The organism is Paenibacillus sp. SAFN-117, from assembly GCF_051966115.1.
GTDB lineage: Bacteria > Bacillota > Bacilli > Paenibacillales > NBRC-103111 > Paenibacillus_L > Paenibacillus_L residui.
Map to the genome: position 1 here is coordinate 146419 of NZ_JBQCLK010000002.1, position 20406 is coordinate 166824.

Genomic DNA, 20406 nt, shown 5'->3' on the forward strand with positions numbered 1-20406 from the left:
AAGCCCCCCTAATTCCGCAGCGTTCTTCCGGTCAGCTTGAGAAACACCATCTCCAAACTGGCCGATGAAGTAGCCATATTTTGAATTCTCATACCTGCATGGATGAGAGTGTGGATGATTCTGTCCAAATTTTCAATTCCCTTTAGCGTCGTCACGCGAATATGATTCTCGCCGACCTGCACCCGCTTCACCCCGTCAATCCGGTACAGCTCGTCTTCGTTCAGGCCGATCGTATTCTCCACGTCAATTTCGTAAAGCTTCTCCTCCTCCAGGCATTCCTTCAACGACTCCTTCGTCCCGTCCGCTATGATGCGCCCGTGATCGATGATGACGATGCGGGTGGAGATCTCCTCGACTTCTTCCATGTAATGGGTCGTATAAATAATACTGGCCCCCTGCTCCTTTAGCCGGACGATCGATTCCAAGATATGATTGCGGGACTGCGGATCGATGCCGACCGTAGGCTCATCCATAATGATGACCTGCGGCTTGTGAGCAATAGCGCAGGCGATATTGAGCCTTCGCTTCATCCCTCCGGAGAAGGTTCTCGGCTTGTCCCGCTTTCTCTCCGAGAGGCCGACGAAGGCCAGCGCTTCATCCGCCCTCCGCTGCAGCTCCTGCCCCCGCAATCCGTACAAGGAAGCGAAAAATTTGACATTCTGCTCGGCCGTAATTTCCTCGTAAATGGCCAAGTCCTGCGGGACGATTCCCAATTGCCGCTTGAAGCGGGCGGCATTCGCCCCCACCTTCTCCCCCTGAAAGAGGATCTCTCCGCGGTCGTAACGGAGTGCCGTCGACAAGATATTAATGGTCGTGCTCTTCCCTGCCCCGTTGGGGCCGAGGAAGCATAAAATTTCCCCCGGATAAACCTCGAACGATATATTCTGCAGCGCTTTGCGATTTTTAAAGCTCTTCTCCAGCAGCTTCACTTCAATAATCGGCTTCATCTGCACTATCACTCCTTCCGGAACCTATCGTACCGCGAAGGAATAAAAAAAGAATCAACCGAATGGTTGATTCTGAAGGTTGATTCTATCCGTTCATTCCGTTCCAAGGTCCGAAAGAGGAACGACCAGAGACTCTTCGAACGCGAAGAAGGCCGATCCCAGCTTCCATTCCGTATCCTCCTCAAGATCGTAACGCCCATTCGCGTTCAAGTCTGCGTAGAACACGACCGAGCCGAAACCGTTCGTCGGCCGCTTGAGAGGAATGGCTGCCGAGAATTCACCGTTATCCCGGACTTCGATTTTCCCTTCCGCCAGAAAATGATGTCCGTCCTCGACCTGGTAGAAGAAGTAAGGCAGGCTTACCCCTTTGATCTTGCCCGACAGCTGCAGCGCAAGCTCCGAGACGGTCTCGGGCAGAGGATCCAGAATCACTTCCGTCTCCCGGGTTACTTCTGCGAAAGCCCCGTTCTCCCACTTCAAAGTTTTGGAGGCTGTTTCGCCCATAAGCTGGTCATAGGCCTGGTATGACACTTCTCCCGGCCCCGTCCGCTCCAATCTTACGGAGTAACGGCTTCCCTCCCCACCGCTTATGTATAGCTCCGACTGACCTTCAACCGGAAGTTCACGAATCCGGTCATCGTCTCCAACGGAAAACAGCTTGTACAGCTTGCCGTTGCTGTTCATATTCTGGCCCAGTGTAAAATCCGGCAGGCCGTCGCCATTGTAATCCTCCATAACGAGCTCGAAGGGATCGACGAACGTCAAGGTTTGCCCGTTGTAAAAATCGTTGATACACGTCGTACCGAACACTTCGCCCGCCTCATCGCTGATTTCAAATACGAATTCTCCTTCATAATTGGCCCCCTGGTAAGGTCCGGGATTCCGATCTTCATAATACTTGCCGTCTACCAGCTTAATCTTCAATATTTTGCGGCTCTCGGGAATCGGAGTCTCTGAAACCGTCATCGGAGTATCTACCGTGATCTTGTTATTCTCGGCTTCCGGAGTGTTCGCGGGAACCGTCATGTCGCTCCGGGCTCCCTGTACCGGGTTCGAACAAGCGGCGGCTAGAACAAGCATTGCCATGGATAGCATCAACTTCTTCATATTTCTCCTCCTCGATCTGGCTCAAGCGAAGTTGTCGTTCCTTTCGGAAATAAGTATTAAGATCATAATACATTTGCTTTGGTATCATGTAAATGTTTTCCTTACAAAAAGCGGAGGCATCCCCTCACCGCGTTCAACAAAGCACCGCACAGAAAGTATGTTCGCCAACGAACAACTATGGTACAATTTTGATTAATGTGACTAAGGGGCAAGCAATAAACGATCACGGTTAAAAGGGGAGGAGCAAATATGAATCCATCACGTCCGGAATTTTCCACTGAGCTTACGGTAGAGGAATTCGATAGACATTATTGGTATAAAGAGGAACTGGAGAATATCTGCCGCCTGCATAACATCCCCGCAACAGGGACCAAAGCCGAATTGCTATTCCGAATCAAGAAATGGTTGGGCGGAGAAGTTACCACCGACCAGCGGAAGGCCAATAGTTCCATTCGAATGGAGAAAGAGCCCGTAGAAATATCGTTGGATACCCGGCTCATACCGGATGGCTTCAAATTTAATCAGAAGGCCCGGGAATTCTTTGCCCGCTACTATAAACAGCCCCGTTTCTCGTTTACCAAGGAAATGGCGGCGGCATTAAGGGAAGCAGAGCGCCGCGGGGATCTGGACATGACTGTCGCCGATTTGATCGATATCTATGAAGGAAAGAAACAAGCGGGCGGCCCGGAGGAAAGCACCTACCAGTGGAACCAATTTGTTAAAGACTTTAATCAAGATCCGAATTCGAAAGCGATCCGCAAAGACCGAATGAAGGTGGCTGCCCATCTGTGGAGGCAAGTGCGGGACCAGCCCGGACGGAAAAAATACTCTCCACGCCTACTGGAGAATTATTTGAGAAATAACTCTGAAACGACTTCAAAATAATTCCTATCCGAAGACACCTGGAAATACCCCATGTTCAGAGCCCTATAATCGCGACACAAGTCGGATAGCGCTATTGGCTATGAAATAAAGACAGCGACACCAGGTTGCTCTTTATGGAATTGCTCGATTGGAGCCGCGAAATCATCCTATCGGGCAGCCGGCTATTTGAGGTCGAACCGAATCTTTCCTGTACTAGAGGCTGGACTGGCCGCCCGGCATTCAGCCATGCAGCCCTCCCGTCAATCTCAGGCGGGGGCGATAAGCCCCGATCGGCACCTGGATCAGGCTGGTCTTCCTCTGCCGGGCCAGGAAATAGATTTCGTCCACCAGGTTCACGTCATAACCGAGAAGCGGGTGTCCTCCCAAGCCGAGTGCGGAAGCTGCCAGCAGCAGCCGCTGCACGAGCATGCCCGCCTCCATCTGCTGAATCCGGTATCCTCTATATCCGAACGTATTCATAAGATGGTCTTTGTCTCCGACGACATGCAGGCAAAGAGGCACCTGGGACAGATTGACGTTATGCCAGGTCATCCCCTGCTGCAGCCAAAGCCGGTGATCCCCGGGACGCAGAAGCGTGAGAGCATGTGCGGCCGGATCATATTGATAAGCGCCGTCCGCCACCCCCTCAACGCCCTTCAAACATCCGTAAATGGAAATCCGCGAGAGGACGGATTCCGGCGAACCGTTCAGGTCGTGGGCGTACACTAGAGAAGCGGCCGCTTCCTGGAGCAGAGCGGCCAATTGCCGCAGACTCACGGGACGCATGACGAAATCAAGATCCGGCGAAGAACGGCGGCGGCAGGCCGCCGCCAAATCGTAGGACAGCCTCTCCACCACCGGCAGTTCTACCCGTTCCTCTGCCATCACGCCGCCGATATTACCTTTGGCCTTAGGTGCCGGGGTCGGGGCCGAAGCCTGATGAACCGCAGCCTCGCGCCGTTCCATCCCTCTCTTGAACATTCGAAAGGCCGCTGCCGTGTCCTGCCACGAAGCCTCGTTCATCTTCACCAGCTTCCGGCATTCCTTGATCGTTCGCGACCGGCCATAATGTTTCGGCTGGATGGCGGGCAGCTCCCGGCATAATTCAGCGGCGGAGTCTATGTTTTCATGCTTCCGCCGGACGGAAAACCAGGTACGGGAGGGAGATGAGGACAGTGGAATGACCGCGTAAACACTCTCTTCCTCTCCCTTAAGGCCGAGCAGATGATGGATCGCCCGATCCAGAAACTGGAGGTAGACTCCCGGAACGAAACCGAACCGTTCGGCCGTCTCCAGAAGCTGCCCGATCACCACCCCGGTGTCGAGCCCGTGCAGACGGTAAGCAAAGCAGCTGTATTTGTATACATTTTTCCAAAAATGGACGGACAGAAAAACGGCGCCAAAGCAAGCCGACAGATCGCTGCGATGGCCGAGCGCCCTGGCCAGATAGCAGTCCATAAGGCCTTCACGCAGCAGCACCAGACGATGATGGGCCGCATCATAATGATAAACCCCGATCGGCAGCCCTGCGGTTTTCAGATACAGGTATAATTCATTTGGATACAGAGCCCCTCCGGATGGGGCAAACCTCCTGCGCAGCCAGATGGCATCCGCTCCTTGTTCCCCGGAACGAGACCCTAGCAGAGATTCGCTGAATTGCGTCAACCCGAAGACATACCAGAGAAAATGACCCAGCTTACACAGGTCGGGAAGGGCCGGCTCTGCCCGCTTTTCCAAATTTAACGGGATAGCCGCAGACAGCGGATAAGCGGGCAAGCCGCGATACAGCTTATACGGCAGCGGGGCGTCGGCCCAATCCACCTCCCAGTCCGGAGGCCGGACCTTGTCTGTATCCTTCTGCAGTTGATGAACAAATTCATCCAGATTCATTCTATCCCCCCTGTCCGTTCCCGTAGTGATATAGGATTTTATACATCTCTCTAAATCGTTCGTACCATTTAAAAAGAGACCTGCTCTATTATGTCCGGCTTGTAAAGCACGAAAACGAACTATTCATCGCTTAAGGAAAGGGGTGGGGATAAGGGTTCAACTGCTCCGGGGTGAGAGGCTGCTCCGCATGTCCAAGCTGAACCGGAACCCGCCACAATCTGTCCAGCCCCGTCAGACGTGCAAGAGAATGGCCGAACGTCATCGGCAGCATGCCCGGAACTAGAACCTTCACACAAGAGAGCCCGTTGCGCGCCAATTCCGGCGCGGTCTGATCCACGACAATGACCTCCAGCTTCAAGCGCCGGAAGTTGTCGAGGATCTCCCGCAGGTCTTGCGTCAGATCGGCATGTCTAGGCACAGGCTTGAACTCCTCCTTCACCGTTCGCGGCGTCTCCCTGTTATCCAGCAGAAAATGAAGCCGCGGCTCCGCCTCCGGCAGGCTGTACAGCATCGAATGATCCTCCATGTCCCTGACCAGAAACGGGTCCTGCAGCATGGGGATATATCGCTCCCGGTTCTCCTCGAACTTATCGCCAAGCGTAAGCAGCATGCCGGCCAACTCGTGAATCGAGCCTTTCATCGCCCGCACCGGATCGGGATGCGCTCCGGCCGCGCAGACGAGATTTCCTCCCTTGCCGGTCCGGTTCTTGGCTATGGCCCATACGCTGGGAATGCCGTGCTCCATGGTGGAGTTATACAAATAGACGTCATAATCGGTGACCGCCTGCAATCGATCGATCATCAGCGACAGCTCCGGGTCCCCCGCAGAGTATGGGTCCAGACGCGGTAGGGGCAATCGGGCATACCAGGTCATAAGAAACGAGTCCCGTTCCACCACTTCCAGCAAACCGTACAGAACGGCTTCCTCCAAGCTTCCTCCCAAGGCGCAGCCGTTGGAGGTTTCATGCACGAAGCGCTCCCCGCAGCCCGAGCTGTAATAGGCTAGCGATTCCGGCACCAGAAGCGGCCGCTCCTGCATAAAGGAGTAACCCCATACCCAATCCAACGGCTGATCCGGATCAAACGGCCGCATGGGAAAACCGGGCCGCTTGTACTGTTCCTCCGAGTATAGGCCAACCTTAACCGGATCCAGCGCCTGCCCCTCCAGTTGGCGAAAGCTGCCGCGGACCACAGTCCGCTTGCCGCGCGGAGTCATCCCGCAATAACGTTCCAGTCCCTCCAGAATCGCCGTCAATTCACTGATCTCATAAGAGTGGGTGCGGCCGGCGCAGCCCTCGTTATCCGCGAACAGAGGCAAATTCACGCTTGCATCGGCAAAAGGAGATACGAGATCCCGCATCGTTCCATTCAGGAAACCGCTGCGATGATCCAGGTAGTCGTTGCGCAGCCTATCCTTCAGCTCATTCAGGGAACGGCAGCGATAGCTGTCCGGATGCGGCTTCGGCCTGGGCAGAAGAGAGACCCGGGCCCCCTCTTCGGAATCATCCGGCGGCTGCGAACAAAGCGGGCATAACGGATCCGGGAGGAAGAAATGGCTGGAGCTTCTCAAAGTTTTCAGATGGATCAGATAGATTCTTTCTTCCCATCGGCTTTGTCCGCCCTGCAGAACATTATGGACGGCATCTGCCAATATAAGCGCCATTTGGCGCAGGCCCGTTCTTGAGGACCACGCATCGATCCCGGTCCTTCCCTCATCCTTCTCCCATTTCTGCTGCAGCTCCCACATCTCCCGGCGGTCACGGCCGGCCATATGCCGCCGCGTATCCGCGCACAAGGAGCAGCCCGGCCTTCCCGGACGAACGAGCGGGCCGATGACGCCTTCCCCGAAGGCGACGAAGCCCCGCAGCCAGGGGACGCCCAGCCTCTGGAGCGCCTTCCCGGTTTCGCGATGAAGGGCGGGTCGCCATGTATCGTGCAGCAGCAGCACTATGTCCGTCTCTTCAAGAATGGCCGTCTGCCCATCGGTCCGACGAATCGTTTCGTACCGGGGGCTCAGCTCGTCGGATACGAAGTCTGCCAATTGACCGCTTCCGATTATCGTAACAACCGCACTCACAGCGATTCCTCCTTTCGAAGAAGCACTCCGAATACCCCCGTCGGGCCTTCTTTCAGGAAGGGCTCCAGCGCCAAATCGCAGACCAGGAGCGGCCGTTCATGCTCTTTCAAGGTCCGCAAAGCATTAAGCAGCATCCCTTCCTCCTCCGAATCCACTGCGGGAAACTCCGTCCACTGTAATATCCTGTCTCCTTTCCGTACGGAAGCGGCTTCGAGAATTTGACCCGAAGGAAGTTTCCCGTCATTTTGCACGGTCATTAATGCCTGCTGCAGTGCCAGGCGCAGGGCCATCGTCCGATTCAAGCCGACTCCGCCGTACCAATGCCCGCCCGAGCCGACCCATACAACGGGAAAGCCGGACAGCCCTTCTCCCAAGGCGATTTCCGGCTCGCCCTGCATCGTCGTCAATGCCTGATAATAATAACGGCTGCGGCCATCCTCGGTCCCGTTCCACTGTATAGGATAGACTGTAGTTGGTCCGTTGGCCGTCCGGCTTCGCAGCATCTCTCTCAAACAAGCTTGCAGCCCCCGGCTGATCCCGGCCGTCGGCGTTTCGCCGGCCCCTACCCCGAGAACCAGCTCCGGTGCCTCCATATTCATCCCCTCGCGGCGATGGAGATAAAGCGTCTCCAGGAAGGGCGCGGCCATTCGTGCCGTATAGGCCTCCAGTCCGGCCAACCCCGCCTCCCGCCGTGCCTCCTCATGAGTAAGGCCGGAGCAAATGATCTCCGGAAGCAGCTCAGCCGGTCCCTCCGACTGAGGATCCGCCGCCTGCACCCGGCATTGGGAGAGCGGCAGCTGGATCAAGTCCCCCTCGTCCCAAATACGTAAAATCCCGGCTTTATCCGATGTTATCCGGGTGAAATAAGCGAAGAGCCCGCTCGTCCCCGAGCCTGCTCGATCCTTGGCCGCGCCTCGCTCCAGGCGGGCTTCCACATCATGTATCCATTCGGCGCCCGCATACCCTGTCACCTGAGGGTGGGGAAGGAACGGATAATAGTCTCCTTCCAGGGTTTCCAGATCCAGCAGGAACAGATGCTTGTTCAGCTTCGCTTCGGATATTCCCGCCGCCGTCTTCAGCCATTCGAACACGATCACATTGGCAAGCATGGCCCCTGCCGGGATCGAGAAGAGATGATGCTGCGGCTCTTCCTTGCACAGAGCGGGCCGGTGTATTCGGCGGATGGCCGATTCCCAGCAGCCGTCCGTTTCCGGATGAATGAGCGGTCCGGCCATACCCGTCTGCTGAAGGATAATGGCGGGGAGCAGCACCTTCTTCTCCTCTTTGCACACGGCATGGAGAAGCCGCAGCTCCCCTTCCCCTCCGTTCTGCGATACATACAAGACAGCATCGAAGGTCCTTACCAACTCCCGCCAGCCCTGCGCCCCTTTCCGCTTAAGCGACACCTCCTCCACCGCTACCGAAGAATCCCACTTGCGGGCATGCTCAACCAGCTCCTCCAGTCTGCGCCGGTCGGTCGGCACCGAATCCGTAACCAACAGGCGGAATCCGGGCAATCCGGATTCGAGCAGGGCCGCCGCCAGCGAAACCAGGAGCGGTCCGCACCCGACCGCCAACACATTGGATTGCCGGAAGCTTTGAAAACGGTAGCCCCCCGAACCGCCCAGGCTGTCCAAAAATTCAATCTGCGAAGCATACTTATCCAGAACCTCGTCAGGCAGCTGATGCGGGCGGTCTTCGCTGAGATCCCGTATGAAACCGTTCTGAAGCAGCACCCTGGCGATTTCATAGACCTGATCCCGATGCGCGTCCTGCAGCCCGTCGGTCAATTCCGCCAATGTATATTCGCCGCTGAACATGGGGATCAGCATTTCGATCCACTGGCGAATTGCCCTGCCTTCCATACGGAACGAAACCATGTTGTTGCGAAAATATACGCCTCCGTCCGATTCGGGAAGATAGAAGGTGTCCCGATTCACCTTTAAACGCATAGAAGGGTTCAAAACCGGCATTTCAATCCTCCTCATCGAGCCTTTTCATATCTACCGACATTCTATTCTCATTCCGTCTATCGCCATACTTTAAATCCTATGTAGAGAAAGATGTCCGACATGACTTTCTTGTCGACTTGTTGCACAGCTCTATTGAAGCTATTTCGGTTCCGCAGAGAGAAGCCATCCTTCCGGTCCGGACAGGGCGGCATCGGGTGGCTCCATTATGTATAGTCTTGGGCCTCTTTCCCTTCATGTACTTCCGGGATGGAGAGAAAGAAGCCGTCGGACCGCGCAAGATTCCTTGTGATGCCATATAGCCTCGCGCGGATCAAACCTCCAGACGGTCTTGATGCTTACGCACTTGACCAACCGGCCAAACTAACGGCAGCGAGCACAGCTTTGACAGCGTGCACAATTAAAGCAGCGAGCGCAATTATGACAGCGGAAGCAGTTGCTGCAGCGGAAACAGTTAAAGCAATTGAAGCAATTGAAGCAGTTAAAGCACTGAACAAAGCAAAATCCGATGCATAGTCGGCCCGGATCCTGGTTCTGGGTCAGGGTATCCCACGAAGTGACCTGACCCGTCTGAAACCCGGTAGCCTCCAAGTTCTGGAGTTGATTTTTAAACTCGTTCATTCCGTTTCCTCCTAATTTTAAATGTCGGATGAGACCCAAGGATAGACTCGGTACGGGAATAACCCTGGGCTGCAGATATACCAACATATGTTAAAAATCCGCTTTTGTTACTCTTTCATTCGCCCGAATAGGCGTAACGGATAACTTCTCTTTGGAAGTAAGCATTGCATAGAATAAACCCACTAAGTGACGCTTAGCTCTTATAGCAAGCGTATTCCGTCCGCACACAACGGAGTCGGTGTCTAAACCTTCCTCTAAATGCGGTCGATCTTCTTGCTTTGCTTCGATAAAGGTTTATACAAGTACTTAGCGAGGAGCCCCGGGACTATAATTTATACTCATAGAAAAAGGGCCGCCCTGCTGCCCATCGGCTACAGAGAGACCCTGCTGTCAATCCATTTGTGTTCAATTGGCCGTCGTCTTGCATTCGTTGCAAATTCCGTAAATTTCAAATCGGTGATTCAGAATGTCAAACTGCTCCGGAAGTCCGGAAACATGCCACATGGGACAATAGTCAAAGGTGACCGTTTTCTCACAATTGACGCAGATTAAGTGATGGTGGTGATGGGTGGAGCAATTGGCCTTGAACTTCAAGCCGCTGTCCAAAAAATAAAACTGCTCGAGGATCCCCATTTCACTAAGGAGTCGCAAATTTCGGTAAATTGTATCGAAGCTTACGCTTGGATATTTTTGCCTCATATACTCGTAAACATCTTTGGGCGACAAGTACTCATCAGTAGTGGAAAACAATTCGGCCAGTCTTCTGCGCTGGTCGGTTATTCTCCAGCCCTTCTTGGACATCGCATCCAGCATCGTTTGAACTGTTTGATTTTCCGCCATTCGACTACCCCTTAAACAACGTAATATGTCTATAGTGCACGAATGAGGAAAGCTAGTCAAGCGGCTGCCAAGCTTCGGCTTCGTCTCTGATTTCATACGCGGAGCGACTTTTCCTAAACCTTAAGGCGAGTGCTATTCGTTCAAGGCATCTTGAAGGGCGCTGAGGTTCTCCTTCATGATCGCGATATAGTCCAGGTTTTGCCCGGCTTCGTCCGCGGTCAGCCCCTCGATCGGGTTAAGCACGGCTGTTTTGGCCCCGGTTTCCTGCGCTAGGACAGCCGCAATTTTCGCATCCGCCAAAGTTTCGAAAAATAAAGTTCCCACTTCGTTTTCCTTGACAAATTTCACGATGTCAGCCATTTGTGAAGGAGAAGGCTCCTGTTCGGGAGAAAGTCCCGCTATGGGAAGCTGAATCAATCCGTAGCGCTCCGCCAAATAACCGAAGGCTGCATGCTGGACGACAAATTCCTTGCGTTTCGCATTAGCGGCCATCTCACGGAAGGCTTTGTCCAAATCCTGAAGCTTGGCGATATATTCCTCAGCGTTCTTCTGATATTCATGCTTATGGTCCGGATCGGCCTGGGCCAACCCCTCCATAATATTCATCACCTGCTTTTGAGCCAGAACCGGATCGGTCCAAACATGAGGATCCAGCTCTCCTTCGCCATGTCCGTGGTCATGATCGTGACCATTTTCTTCATGGTGAGCGTCTTGGGCATGCTCCTCGTTATGTGTGTCATTGTCCTCGCTGTGATCATGGACATGAGCTTCTCCATGTGCTTCTTTGTCATGGCCATGCTCTTCGGCATGGGCGTCATGGGCATGCTCGTGGTCATGATCGTGGTCATGATCGTGAGCATGGTCGTGAGCATGGTCGTGAGCATCCCCTTCAACCGATTTTTCTTGGTCATGGTTATGTCCGTGATCGTGTCCGTGAGAATGGTCGTGGAAATGATCGTGGGAGTATGGCATCAGCTCCAGACCCGCGATAGCCTCCACTTTAATCAGCTGAGGATGATTAATGCTGTCCAGAACTTGATCGACCCAATATTCGACCATGCCCCCGTTATATACAAAGACATCCGCTGCTTGAATCACTTTCAAATCCTGGGGTGTAGGCTCCCATCCATGCGGCTCGGCTCCCGGCGGGATCAAGGGGATGACCTCCGCATGCTCCCCGGCAACATTGCGGGTAAAATCATAAATCGGATAGATCGTCGTAACCACCTTTAGCTTCTCCGGCAGGTCTCCCACGGCCGGAATAGTCTCATCGTTATTCAAATCCTTCTTCGCTCCGCAGCCTGCCAAAATCAACAGGAGAGCAGCGGCAATGACTAACGTTTTATTGAATGCAGATTTTGAACTCATCATCTTCCTCCATAAAATTCTGCGCAACGCAGACCCCGTCTTGTACGTTGCCAGTAAGTTGTAAGTTGTTTATTAGGATTGAGAGGAGCGAGAAGCCGCCCCTGCCTGCAAAGCTGTATCTTGCCCGGCCGATTTACGTTTTCTGATCTTTATAAATTGATGCCAGCCGCGCTTCGCCCCTAATCCGATTAACAAAAACACCAGCAGAACCAAGGCAATGGTCCCTCCGGGCGGCGTGCTTAGCTGATAGGCCAAGGTCAGCCCTGCATATACCCCGGTTAACCCGAAAAGCATGGACAGCACAACCGCCGAGGCAAAGCCCGCAGCAATCCGAATGGCGAGGGCGGCGGGCAGCACGATTAAAGCCGAAACCAGCAGCACTCCGACAATCGGCATCGCGGCCGCGACCGTCATTCCGGTCAATACGCTGAACGAAAACGACAGCAATTGAACGGGAAGGCCGTTCGCCCTGGCCGTCTCCTCATCGAAGGTCATCTGATACAGAGGGCGGCGCAAGAGCCATAGGTAAACCCCGCCCACTACGGTGACGATCAACATAAGCCAAAGCTGCTGCTGATTGACGGCGACCACGGAGCCGAATAAATAGGCGGAGAAGCTTTTATTTATACCTTGATTCAAGCTCATCAGAACGACAGCGGTCGACAACCCGCCGGTCATAATAATGGCGACGGACATTTCGCTGTAGGATGGATAGAACCGCCGGATGATTTCTACCGCCGCCGCTCCGGCAACCGCTACGGCAAATCCCGCCAGCGTAGGATTGATTTGCAGGATCGTGCCGGCGGCTACGCCGGCTAACGAAACATGAGACAGCGTATCGGCCATTAAGGCTTGTCTGCGAAGCATCAGATAAACCCCCAGCACGGAAGCCAGCAAAGCGATTAATCCGCCAGCGTAAAATGCCCGCCGCATGAAATCGAAGTGCAGCATTTCCATCTCCCGTACTCCTCTCTGTGCAATTGGATGATGCGGTTGGTATAGCCGTTTACCTCGGCCAAATCATGCGTAACTATAACGACCGTTCTTCCGAAGGCCTTGACTTGACGGTCCAGCAGCTCATAGAGCTGTTTCCTGCTTTGGCTGTCCAGACCCGTGGCCGGCTCGTCAAGGAACAGCAAATCCGGTTCCTGCGCGAGAGCGCGGGCAATGCAAATCCGCTGCTTCTGTCCTCCGGACAATTCGCCGATTTTCCGGTCCCGAAGCTCCCACAGGCCGACTTGGCGCAGCGCATTTTCCGTCTGCTGCCGATCTTCTGCCGTCCATCTTCTCGGCCATATTGTGTTGGCGAAGCGTCCGGAGCCGACTAATTCCCAGACTTTGCTGGGAAATCCGCTGTTAAAGGAAGCGATCCTCTGCGGAACATATCCGATAGACAGCTTGTGGCCGCCAACCCCTCGCTCCGCCAGCCAGACGCGTCCGCTCCACGGCTTCAGCAGACGGAGCATCAGCTTGAGCAGCGTTGTTTTGGCAGCACCGTTAGGACCGGTAATAACGACGAATTCACCGGTATCAAGCTCCATACTGGCATCTTGCAGGCATGGCGAGTCCGTGTAACCAAAGGTGACCTTCTCCATCGCAGCCAGCAGCATATTCTCCCTCCTTTTCAACTATACGTAATTATTACGATTAAATTTTATAGTTTTATATACTACATTATGTTCTTCGATTTGTAAATAGTAATACTTATTATTTTCATAAAGTGTCATGATGAGAAATCTATATAAGCTGTAACGGACATGAGAGACTCTATTTCGTCAACCTAGGCCGTTTTCTTAGACGGACACAGACACGCTTATTTCATGGAATTCTCCTGCTTTCGCCTGCATTTCCTGGAAATGAGGCCATCGGAGTTCGTTGGGATTGCCGGAAGGTCCTTCAGAACCGATTAAGTGTGGTGTCCCTTTTATCCTCATAAGAATCTTGAAGTTGGTTTAAAAACAAATACCGGGAATCGCTCCGCTTATCCCTTTAAAGATCGTCAAAGTAGTAATAGTCGGGATAGACATAAGGGGATTCCGGTGCATCTATTTTTTCGATGTTTTCAGCATCGATTTGGACAATTTCATTATCATTGTACAGAGTTTTACCAATGGTTCCGGTTATCCTCACCCACGTATCCTCCGCATAATTCCCGGCCGAAGAAGCTTCCACCATGACACCGTAAGGGGAAGCATCCGCCGCGCAGCAAGAAATTGCAAGCCGCGCCACAGCGAACTGGTTAGGCGACATTTCGTTCTCCCGATATACAAAGCCGCTGATTTCAACAGGTTTTCCAATAAAATTGTCCATAAAAAGGTCTAGCGTGGAAAGGATCTCCATAAAGCCTTCCGCTTCAATATCAATCTTCTCCTGCAGGTACAGCTTCATCCCCAATTTAGCCAAGTCGTCGAAAAATTCCTCCGCCCGGAACAGCTCCTGCAGCTTCTCTTCGTCTACCGCAGCCTGCGACCCGGCTTGTTCCTTCCGCTCGCTCCCGTTAGAGGAATCGTTATTCCCCGGACGGTCAGCATTCGCTTCCATCCCTAGACCGGATGGAACATCGGTCATCCCCATCGGAGATGGCGTCGTTACGGGATTTGCTGAACCAGCCGGCCTGGAAGAAACGTTGTTCGCGCCGCTGAAATTCATTCCTTTCACAGAAGCCACACTGCTCCCCATTACCATGTTTGGCATAAGAAAACCGAGAAGAAGAGGAAATAAAAACAATCCGTAAATCATGCCGTTCATCAGCATGGACCGGGGAGGAACATGATCACAACCGCAGGACTCCGCTGTGCCGAACAGAGATTGCACCGCTGCAAAGGCCTGATGAATGGCGAGAGCAGTCAAACCGAAAGCGGCATATTTCACATAAGGCTCCATTCTCGGGGCTATGTAATACATCATGTCTCCCGAGCGGACAAGGTGAATGATATAGAAAGAGAAACCTGCAAGAATAGCGGACCGCAGCAAATAATGAAGGGTCATGGAACGTTCTCCCATCCTTAGCAACCTCACTTTGAATAGAGATGATCAATTTCCGCGCACTTTATATCCCGTTTACAAGAAAAGCTGGCTGAATATATTAGACCCGATAAAGACCGAAAACGTGATAAGAACGATCAGCAGCAGCACAAACCGCGTTCTGAAAACGGAAAGGAACATCAGCGTTGTTTTCAGATCAAGCATGGGGCCAAACACCAGAAAAGATAACAAAGAGCCCGCCGAGAATGTACCGGCAAAGGACGAGGCGACAAAGGCGTCGGATGTGGAGCAGAGAGACAAAATATATGCATAGCCCATCATAAACAGGTGAGAGCTGTATTCTCCCTGGCCGATGGCCAGCAGTTCACCTCTCGGGACAAAGGTTTGAATAGCGGCGGTTACCATCGTTCCGAACATTAAATATTTGCCCATCTCAAAAAATTCGCTTGCCGAATGCTCCAGCATGGAAAATAGCTTGCTGTTGCCATTATGAGGGCGGTGCTTGTGGTCACTGCCGGAATCCGCACAGAGGGTAGCCGGACTGTTTTTGAGCGGATTTTTCTTAACAAAATGGTGCACGAAGAGTCCAATAAAGGCACCGACCAGGATCGCGAGTCCCATCCGGGAATAGAGAATGTCCGGCCGGGTGCGGAAAGCGTTATACGTGGAGGCATAGACAATCGGATTGACAATCGGCCCTGTCAATATAAAAACAACTCCGACATACAGCGGCATTCCTTTGGCGACGAGCCTGCGAATAATGGGGATTAATCCGCACTCGCATACCGGAAATATAATGCCAAGCAGGACAGCAGACATAATGCCCATCATAGCATTGCGAGGAATGAAGCGCTGAATCATGCGATCCGAAACGAAGGTTTGCATAAAAGAGGACACGAGAACCCCGATCAGAATAAAGGGAAGCACTTCCAAAATCAAACTGATTAGCACTGTTTTAAAGGACTGGAGTTCCACAGAGCCGAATACGGGAACAGCCGCGGCCAAAACTTCCGGATTCATCGCCAGCACGAGTAAAAAGCTGATCAGGACGATGATTAAACCATTTAAGGCCAACTGAACGGGATTAGTACGCAACATGGAGCCTCCTTTAATGTTAAAGCGGCGGATTCTCTACTGCAGCGATACACAAACGCTCGAGCATGGCCTTTCCGTGACCGCTGCAGGACATGCATTGCTATATTATATAATAAATATGTGTAAATATTACAATTAAAGGCGTAAAAAAACAACTACAACACGAGATTTTCATGCAGTCTCTGTCTGAATGACATATCTTAATTACCGTCCGGGCCTTTCCGCTGCCATCTCTCCGACGTTAGGAAATTCATCCGGGAAATCGCTCCAATCCTCGTTCATCTCTTCGTCGGACAGTAGACAACGGTCCAAGGAAGCGATCAGCTTATCCTTATCCATATCGATCCCGATGAAGACCACTTTATTGACCCTGTCCCCATATGCCGGGTCCCAGTCTCGGGCCAGTTCGGCTTCTTCCTGCAAGATTTCACGCCTTTCTTCTTCGCTTAAAGCCGCAACCCAATATCCGGCCGGCCCGAATCGGATCGAAGGACCGGCCTGGCTGATGCTTTGTGCGTAATCGTTACGGGTAGCGAGCCACATAATTCCCTTGGCTCGAACGATCTCTACGGGCCAATCCTCCATCCATTCCATCAATCTCCCCGGATGAAACGGCCTGATTCGTTCATATACGAACGAAGAAATACCGTACTCTTCCGTCTCCGGCGTATGGAAGCCGTTCTCCAGTTCCCGAATCCAGCCGGCAGACTGGCTGGCCTTCTCAAAATCAAACAAGCCGGTATTCAGTATCTCCGCCGGATCGACCTTCCCCTGAACGGTTCGAATGAGTCGGGCACGCGGCTGAAGCTTGCGCAGCACTTGCTCCAGCTCTTCCAGGTCCTCTTCCGCCACCATATCACATTTATTCAGGATCAATACATCGCAAAATTCAATCTGATCGATCAATAGGTCGACAACATCTCTCGTATCGTCTTCATTTACAGCTTGTCTGCGCTCCAGAAGAGTTTCGCCGGACGAAAAATCATGCCAGAAGCGATTCGCGTCAACGACCGTCACCATGCAGTCCAATCGGCAAAATCGGGACAGGTCTACCCCCTGATCCTCGTCAATATATGTAAATGTCTGGGCCACAGGAACCGGTTCGGAAACGCCGGTTGATTCGATAAGGATGTAGTCGAAACGGTTTTCCATAGCCAGCTTCTCCACTTCTCGCAGTAAATCTTCCCGCAGCGTACAACAGATGCAGCCGTTGGACATTTCCACCAGCTTCTCTTCCGTCCGGGACAGGCCTCCTCCATCCTTCACCAACCCGGCATCTATATTCACCTCACTGAGATCGTTGACGATAACGGCCACACGCAACCCATGGCGATGGTTTAGAACATGGTTTAAAATTGTGGTCTTCCCTGCACCCAAATATCCGCTAAGCACGGTGACCGGAATTTTCTGCTCATTCATTGAATACCCTCCTTTATTTATAGCACATATTTAATCGTAATGATTACGATGATTTGAAGTGTATCATGATTGATTTCGTCATGTCAATCCAATCTCGGGAATTGCTCTGCTCTTTATAACTCAGCTTTCGCAGAGCGAAAATCGATTCAAAGCGTTGGCTGGACGGGCGAAATATAAGTTAGAAACCCATTGCTTTCTAATGGGTTCGGGACGATTTAACTGTATTTATACAGGTAAATTCAAGTGAATGGCGGAAAGAGATTGAAGTAAATGGAAACTCTTCCATTTTGACCCTATGCCGCTGACCGCGACACCATCAGATGATGAAAATGGATGGATTTTCAAGGTAGAATATAGTTGAATGGCTTCAATAGTGTGAAATTTGAAAACTAAATGGATTTCATACAGTTAGATTTCTATATTCAGAAGAAATATGGAAACTAACTGGAAAACCTACAGCTAGTTTGCGCCAAAACAGCCGTTTCGCCCAAAGTTGCCCATTTTAACTGTAGTTTATCCAGTTAGTTTGATCATTTTCGCCCATTCGCTTGAATCTACCTGTACAAAATACAGTTAGACGCGCCATTCCGTTTGCACGGCACCAGCAGACGGTGAAAATAGACGGATTTTCAAGGTAGACGTGCCGCTCCGCTTGCAACGATGCCTGCAGAAGGTAAAATAGACGGATTTTCAAGGTAGTTTCCATTTCGCTTTCAGAGGAGCAAACTAGCTGTAGAAATCCAGTTAGACGCGCCATTCCGTTTGCACGGTTCCAGCAGAAAATGAAAAATAGACGGTTTTTTCAAGGTAGAACTCCAAGTCGGAAAAGCGCCACCGGTACCCTCAAACGGGCGCCATCAGACGGTTGAAAATGATGGTTTATTTTCAGAGGAGATGCCCTTCGATGGCTGTGTTAAGAGGTTTTTAGGCGGGGGCAAAACCAGCTTGCTTCTTCATTTAGTGGAGAAAGTCCGAGTTGTTTTTCATAAATGTTGCGGCGATACATAGTGCATGGCCGAGATGAAGTGAAGGCAGGCCGGCAGGGACTGCAAGTTACTCCGGGTAAGCAGTCACCGCCGGTCCTAAGTGTCCGGTTGTTGTTCGGGCTTGAGCTCTCAATATAGATTGAGATACAATTCTTTTCCGTTGCCTTTGCGCGAGGTTTTGGGCATACGGATCTCGACAATTCCGTCCTTCATCACAGCTTTGCTCCGGTTTGCAGAGACAAGAGCAGGCAGCTTGACTTTATATTCACGCTCTCCCCAGCCTTCCATTTGCAATGATGCGGGGTATACACGAATTTTCAACATATACGGATCAATTTCCTCCGGCAGCTCGAACCTTACGAAGACGGAGCGGTGGGTCTCGAATACTTCCGGTTGCGGATTCCATTGAGCCGGGACCGCCTCGGGAATACGTTCTTTCAGCAGACTTTGAACGTAATTTTGAATCCAATTCGAATCCGGGAACAGGGAAGCCGTCCCTTGCTCCGAGGAGAAAGGAAATTGCCCCTTCGTCAGTTGATCCAACAGCTTCTGCAGCTCCAGCGGCTCTTTAAAAAAGCTCTCCATCTCACATCCCCCCACTTCTCTTCGTACATTATACGCATCAGCGGAGAATTAGGTACGGACCCGGATTATGGATGGGGCGTTCACAACTTTTCCTCACTATTCATACAACAGCTTACTTCCGGGAACGGTGATCCGCACAGAGTAAGTAACCTTTTCTCGGGGCAAGAGGCTTCATGTCTGGCGTCCGCCCTATACATTTATTTGCTTAAGACTGTCATAACTCTGACAATTAATGATGATGCTGACGGGACCAAAGTGAAGAAGGATCGCTGCGGCGGACAGCATTCCATTGAATGGCGATTTTTTATCTGACTTGTTGTAGTTTATTGGATTAGAGCTCAGGGAAATTTTACAGAATCGTTGGGCCTAATTCTGCACTGTTTAAGAAACTTGCGAAGGTTCGTGCGTTCTGGTGAGGTCCGCTGAAAAGCTCGTGCTGATTTTGTTGGAGGAAGAAAAATGCCCCAGCCTGGATAGCTTTCCGACCGTGCATACAGATAAAATATCAAAGCCCGTCCGGCCAAAATCACGGGAGTTCCGATCGGCGACGGGCTGACAATTATGAATTACGATGTAGCCAAGCTGACATTCTGTGCTGTTTCCGGTCTGGGCGAAGGAAAGGCTGCACCCGCGACACGGTCTCTTACCCGATGAACTCCAGGTTAATCCGGACGTATGCCGGCTTGTACCTCCTAGCTTGAACTCGGTTTACAGGATCATACCGCTGAATACCATTAACAGATTGATTACTCCGTGCCATAGGATCGCGGGATAGAGGCTGCCTGACCGGAGGACGACCGCTCCGTAGAAAATACCGCCGCCGGCGAACAATAGGCAAATCCACCAGTCGAAGCCCAGGGAGTAATGCTGAAGTCCGAAGCCGAGACTCGTGACCAGCAGAGCCGGTTTAGCCCCTATCGTTTCTCCAAATCTCCGCAGCAGCACCCCTCTCCAGATAACCTCCTCCAGGAAGGAATTAATCACGGCGAAGGATATCGCGATAAGGACAAAGCTCAGATCGAGGAATGCGGTCCGCTGCATGACAAAAGGAGCAAACACCAGCAGATTAATAAGAATCGCCAGCATCAAAAACATCTTCACGCTAACTTGATGAAAACCGGAATCGATCCATGGAAAAAACAGCTTGGTTCGAAGATCGGGCTTGTTCAAATAAGGAATCGGCTTCTCCCGAAACCATAACGAAAGCAAAACCATTGGGGCGACTAACAAAAGAAGGGACAGCCGATTCAGCAGAACGGTGCTTTCCTGTCCTAAGGCAAGGCTTTCGAGCCAATGATTGAATACCCTGTATAGCAGAAAACCGGCCATATACCCGAGAATAGTCGTATGAAGAGGATAATACCGCTGATTGATCCGGGGCAGCGCCGCTGCAAGCAAAACAGCCAACCCGGCCAAATAGGGCCTACCGCCTTCCAGTTGGGTGAATATGATCATCAGTACGAACGAGCCCGATAACAGAACCTCTGGAAGGAACCGCCTCTCCTTCCCTTCGGTGCGATAAGAATGTGCTTCATTAGATTTATCGTAATTTAATCCAGTCAACGGATGCCCCCCATACGCTTCGGCTTTGCTCCAATTTATTCATTGTACCGGGTTTGTCCTGCCGTGACAATCCCATCGTTGTTACGGAC

Annotated in this window: 15 protein-coding genes; 1 reads left to right on the forward strand and 14 read right to left on the reverse strand. The window is 52.0% G+C overall.

Annotation, left to right across the window (positions count from 1 at the left end):
• Nucleotides 1-8 precede the first annotated feature (8 nt).
• Together ACTHRH_RS02675 and ACTHRH_RS02680 are read right to left on the reverse strand one after the other, a co-directional pair.
• The gene (locus tag ACTHRH_RS02675) at nt 9-947 is read right to left on the reverse strand and encodes an ABC transporter ATP-binding protein (RefSeq protein WP_144932649.1); all 939 of its coding nucleotides are present in this window, start codon (nt 945-947) and stop codon (nt 9-11) included.
• A 93-nt stretch (nt 948-1040) separates the two neighbouring features.
• Nucleotides 1041-2054 carry a hypothetical protein gene (locus ACTHRH_RS02680; RefSeq protein WP_440413985.1) on the reverse strand — a complete coding sequence of 338 codons (1014 nt, stop codon included), beginning with the start codon at nt 2052-2054 and terminating at the stop codon, nt 1041-1043.
• A gap of 249 nt (nt 2055-2303) precedes the next feature.
• On the opposite strand from ACTHRH_RS02680, the gene ACTHRH_RS02685 reads away from it, so the two are divergent.
• Nucleotides 2304-2939 (forward strand): SAP domain-containing protein, encoded by a 636-nt coding sequence (locus ACTHRH_RS02685; protein WP_144932645.1) that lies wholly within the window; start codon nt 2304-2306, stop codon nt 2937-2939.
• Nucleotides 2940-3158: 219 nt separating this feature from the next.
• Here ACTHRH_RS02685 and ACTHRH_RS02690 read toward each other — a convergent pair whose 3' ends face one another.
• The 12 genes from ACTHRH_RS02690 to ACTHRH_RS02745 form a co-directional block, all read right to left on the reverse strand.
• A complete protein-coding gene (locus ACTHRH_RS02690; protein ID WP_379287276.1) occupies nt 3159-4808 on the reverse strand; it encodes a SagB family peptide dehydrogenase in 1650 nt (549 codons plus the stop codon).
• Nucleotides 4809-4938: 130 nt separating this feature from the next.
• Entirely contained in the window at nt 4939-6885 is a 1947-nt protein-coding gene (locus tag ACTHRH_RS02695; RefSeq protein ID WP_150959934.1) for a TOMM precursor leader peptide-binding protein, read from the reverse strand.
• Complete coding sequence (locus tag ACTHRH_RS02700; RefSeq protein ID WP_144932639.1) at nt 6882-8858, reverse strand: putative thiazole-containing bacteriocin maturation protein; 1977 nt, start codon at nt 8856-8858, stop codon at nt 6882-6884. The genes ACTHRH_RS02695 and ACTHRH_RS02700 overlap by 4 nt, the downstream gene beginning before the upstream one ends.
• Nucleotides 8859-9881: 1023 nt before the next feature.
• Entirely contained in the window at nt 9882-10316 is a 435-nt protein-coding gene (locus ACTHRH_RS02705; protein ID WP_144932635.1) for a Fur family transcriptional regulator, read from the reverse strand.
• A 132-nt stretch (nt 10317-10448) separates the two neighbouring features.
• On the reverse strand, nt 10449-11684 hold the full coding sequence (locus ACTHRH_RS02710; RefSeq protein ID WP_379287279.1) for a metal ABC transporter substrate-binding protein: 1236 nt from the start codon (nt 11682-11684) through the stop codon (nt 10449-10451).
• Nucleotides 11685-11756: 72 nt separating this feature from the next.
• Nucleotides 11757-12641 carry a metal ABC transporter permease gene (locus tag ACTHRH_RS02715; RefSeq protein WP_144932631.1) on the reverse strand — a complete coding sequence of 295 codons (885 nt, stop codon included), beginning with the start codon at nt 12639-12641 and terminating at the stop codon, nt 11757-11759.
• A complete protein-coding gene (locus tag ACTHRH_RS02720; protein ID WP_144932629.1) occupies nt 12587-13294 on the reverse strand; it encodes a metal ABC transporter ATP-binding protein in 708 nt (235 codons plus the stop codon). Before ACTHRH_RS02720 ends, ACTHRH_RS02715 begins: the two co-directional genes overlap by 55 nt.
• A 379-nt stretch (nt 13295-13673) precedes the next feature.
• Entirely contained in the window at nt 13674-14687 is a 1014-nt protein-coding gene (locus tag ACTHRH_RS02725; protein WP_144932627.1) for a TIGR03943 family putative permease subunit, read from the reverse strand.
• A 57-nt stretch (nt 14688-14744) separates the two neighbouring features.
• Entirely contained in the window at nt 14745-15767 is a 1023-nt protein-coding gene (locus ACTHRH_RS02730; RefSeq protein WP_144932625.1) for a permease, read from the reverse strand.
• 201 nt (nt 15768-15968) lie between these two features.
• On the reverse strand, nt 15969-17183 hold the full coding sequence (locus tag ACTHRH_RS02735; protein ID WP_379287283.1) for a GTP-binding protein: 1215 nt from the start codon (nt 17181-17183) through the stop codon (nt 15969-15971).
• Nucleotides 17184-18298: 1115 nt separating this feature from the next.
• A complete protein-coding gene (locus tag ACTHRH_RS02740; protein ID WP_150959930.1) occupies nt 18299-18754 on the reverse strand; it encodes an Hsp20/alpha crystallin family protein in 456 nt (151 codons plus the stop codon).
• A gap of 708 nt (nt 18755-19462) precedes the next feature.
• Nucleotides 19463-20317 carry a CPBP family intramembrane glutamic endopeptidase gene (locus ACTHRH_RS02745; RefSeq protein WP_440413991.1) on the reverse strand — a complete coding sequence of 285 codons (855 nt, stop codon included), beginning with the start codon at nt 20315-20317 and terminating at the stop codon, nt 19463-19465.
• Nucleotides 20318-20406: the final 89 nt, after the last annotated feature.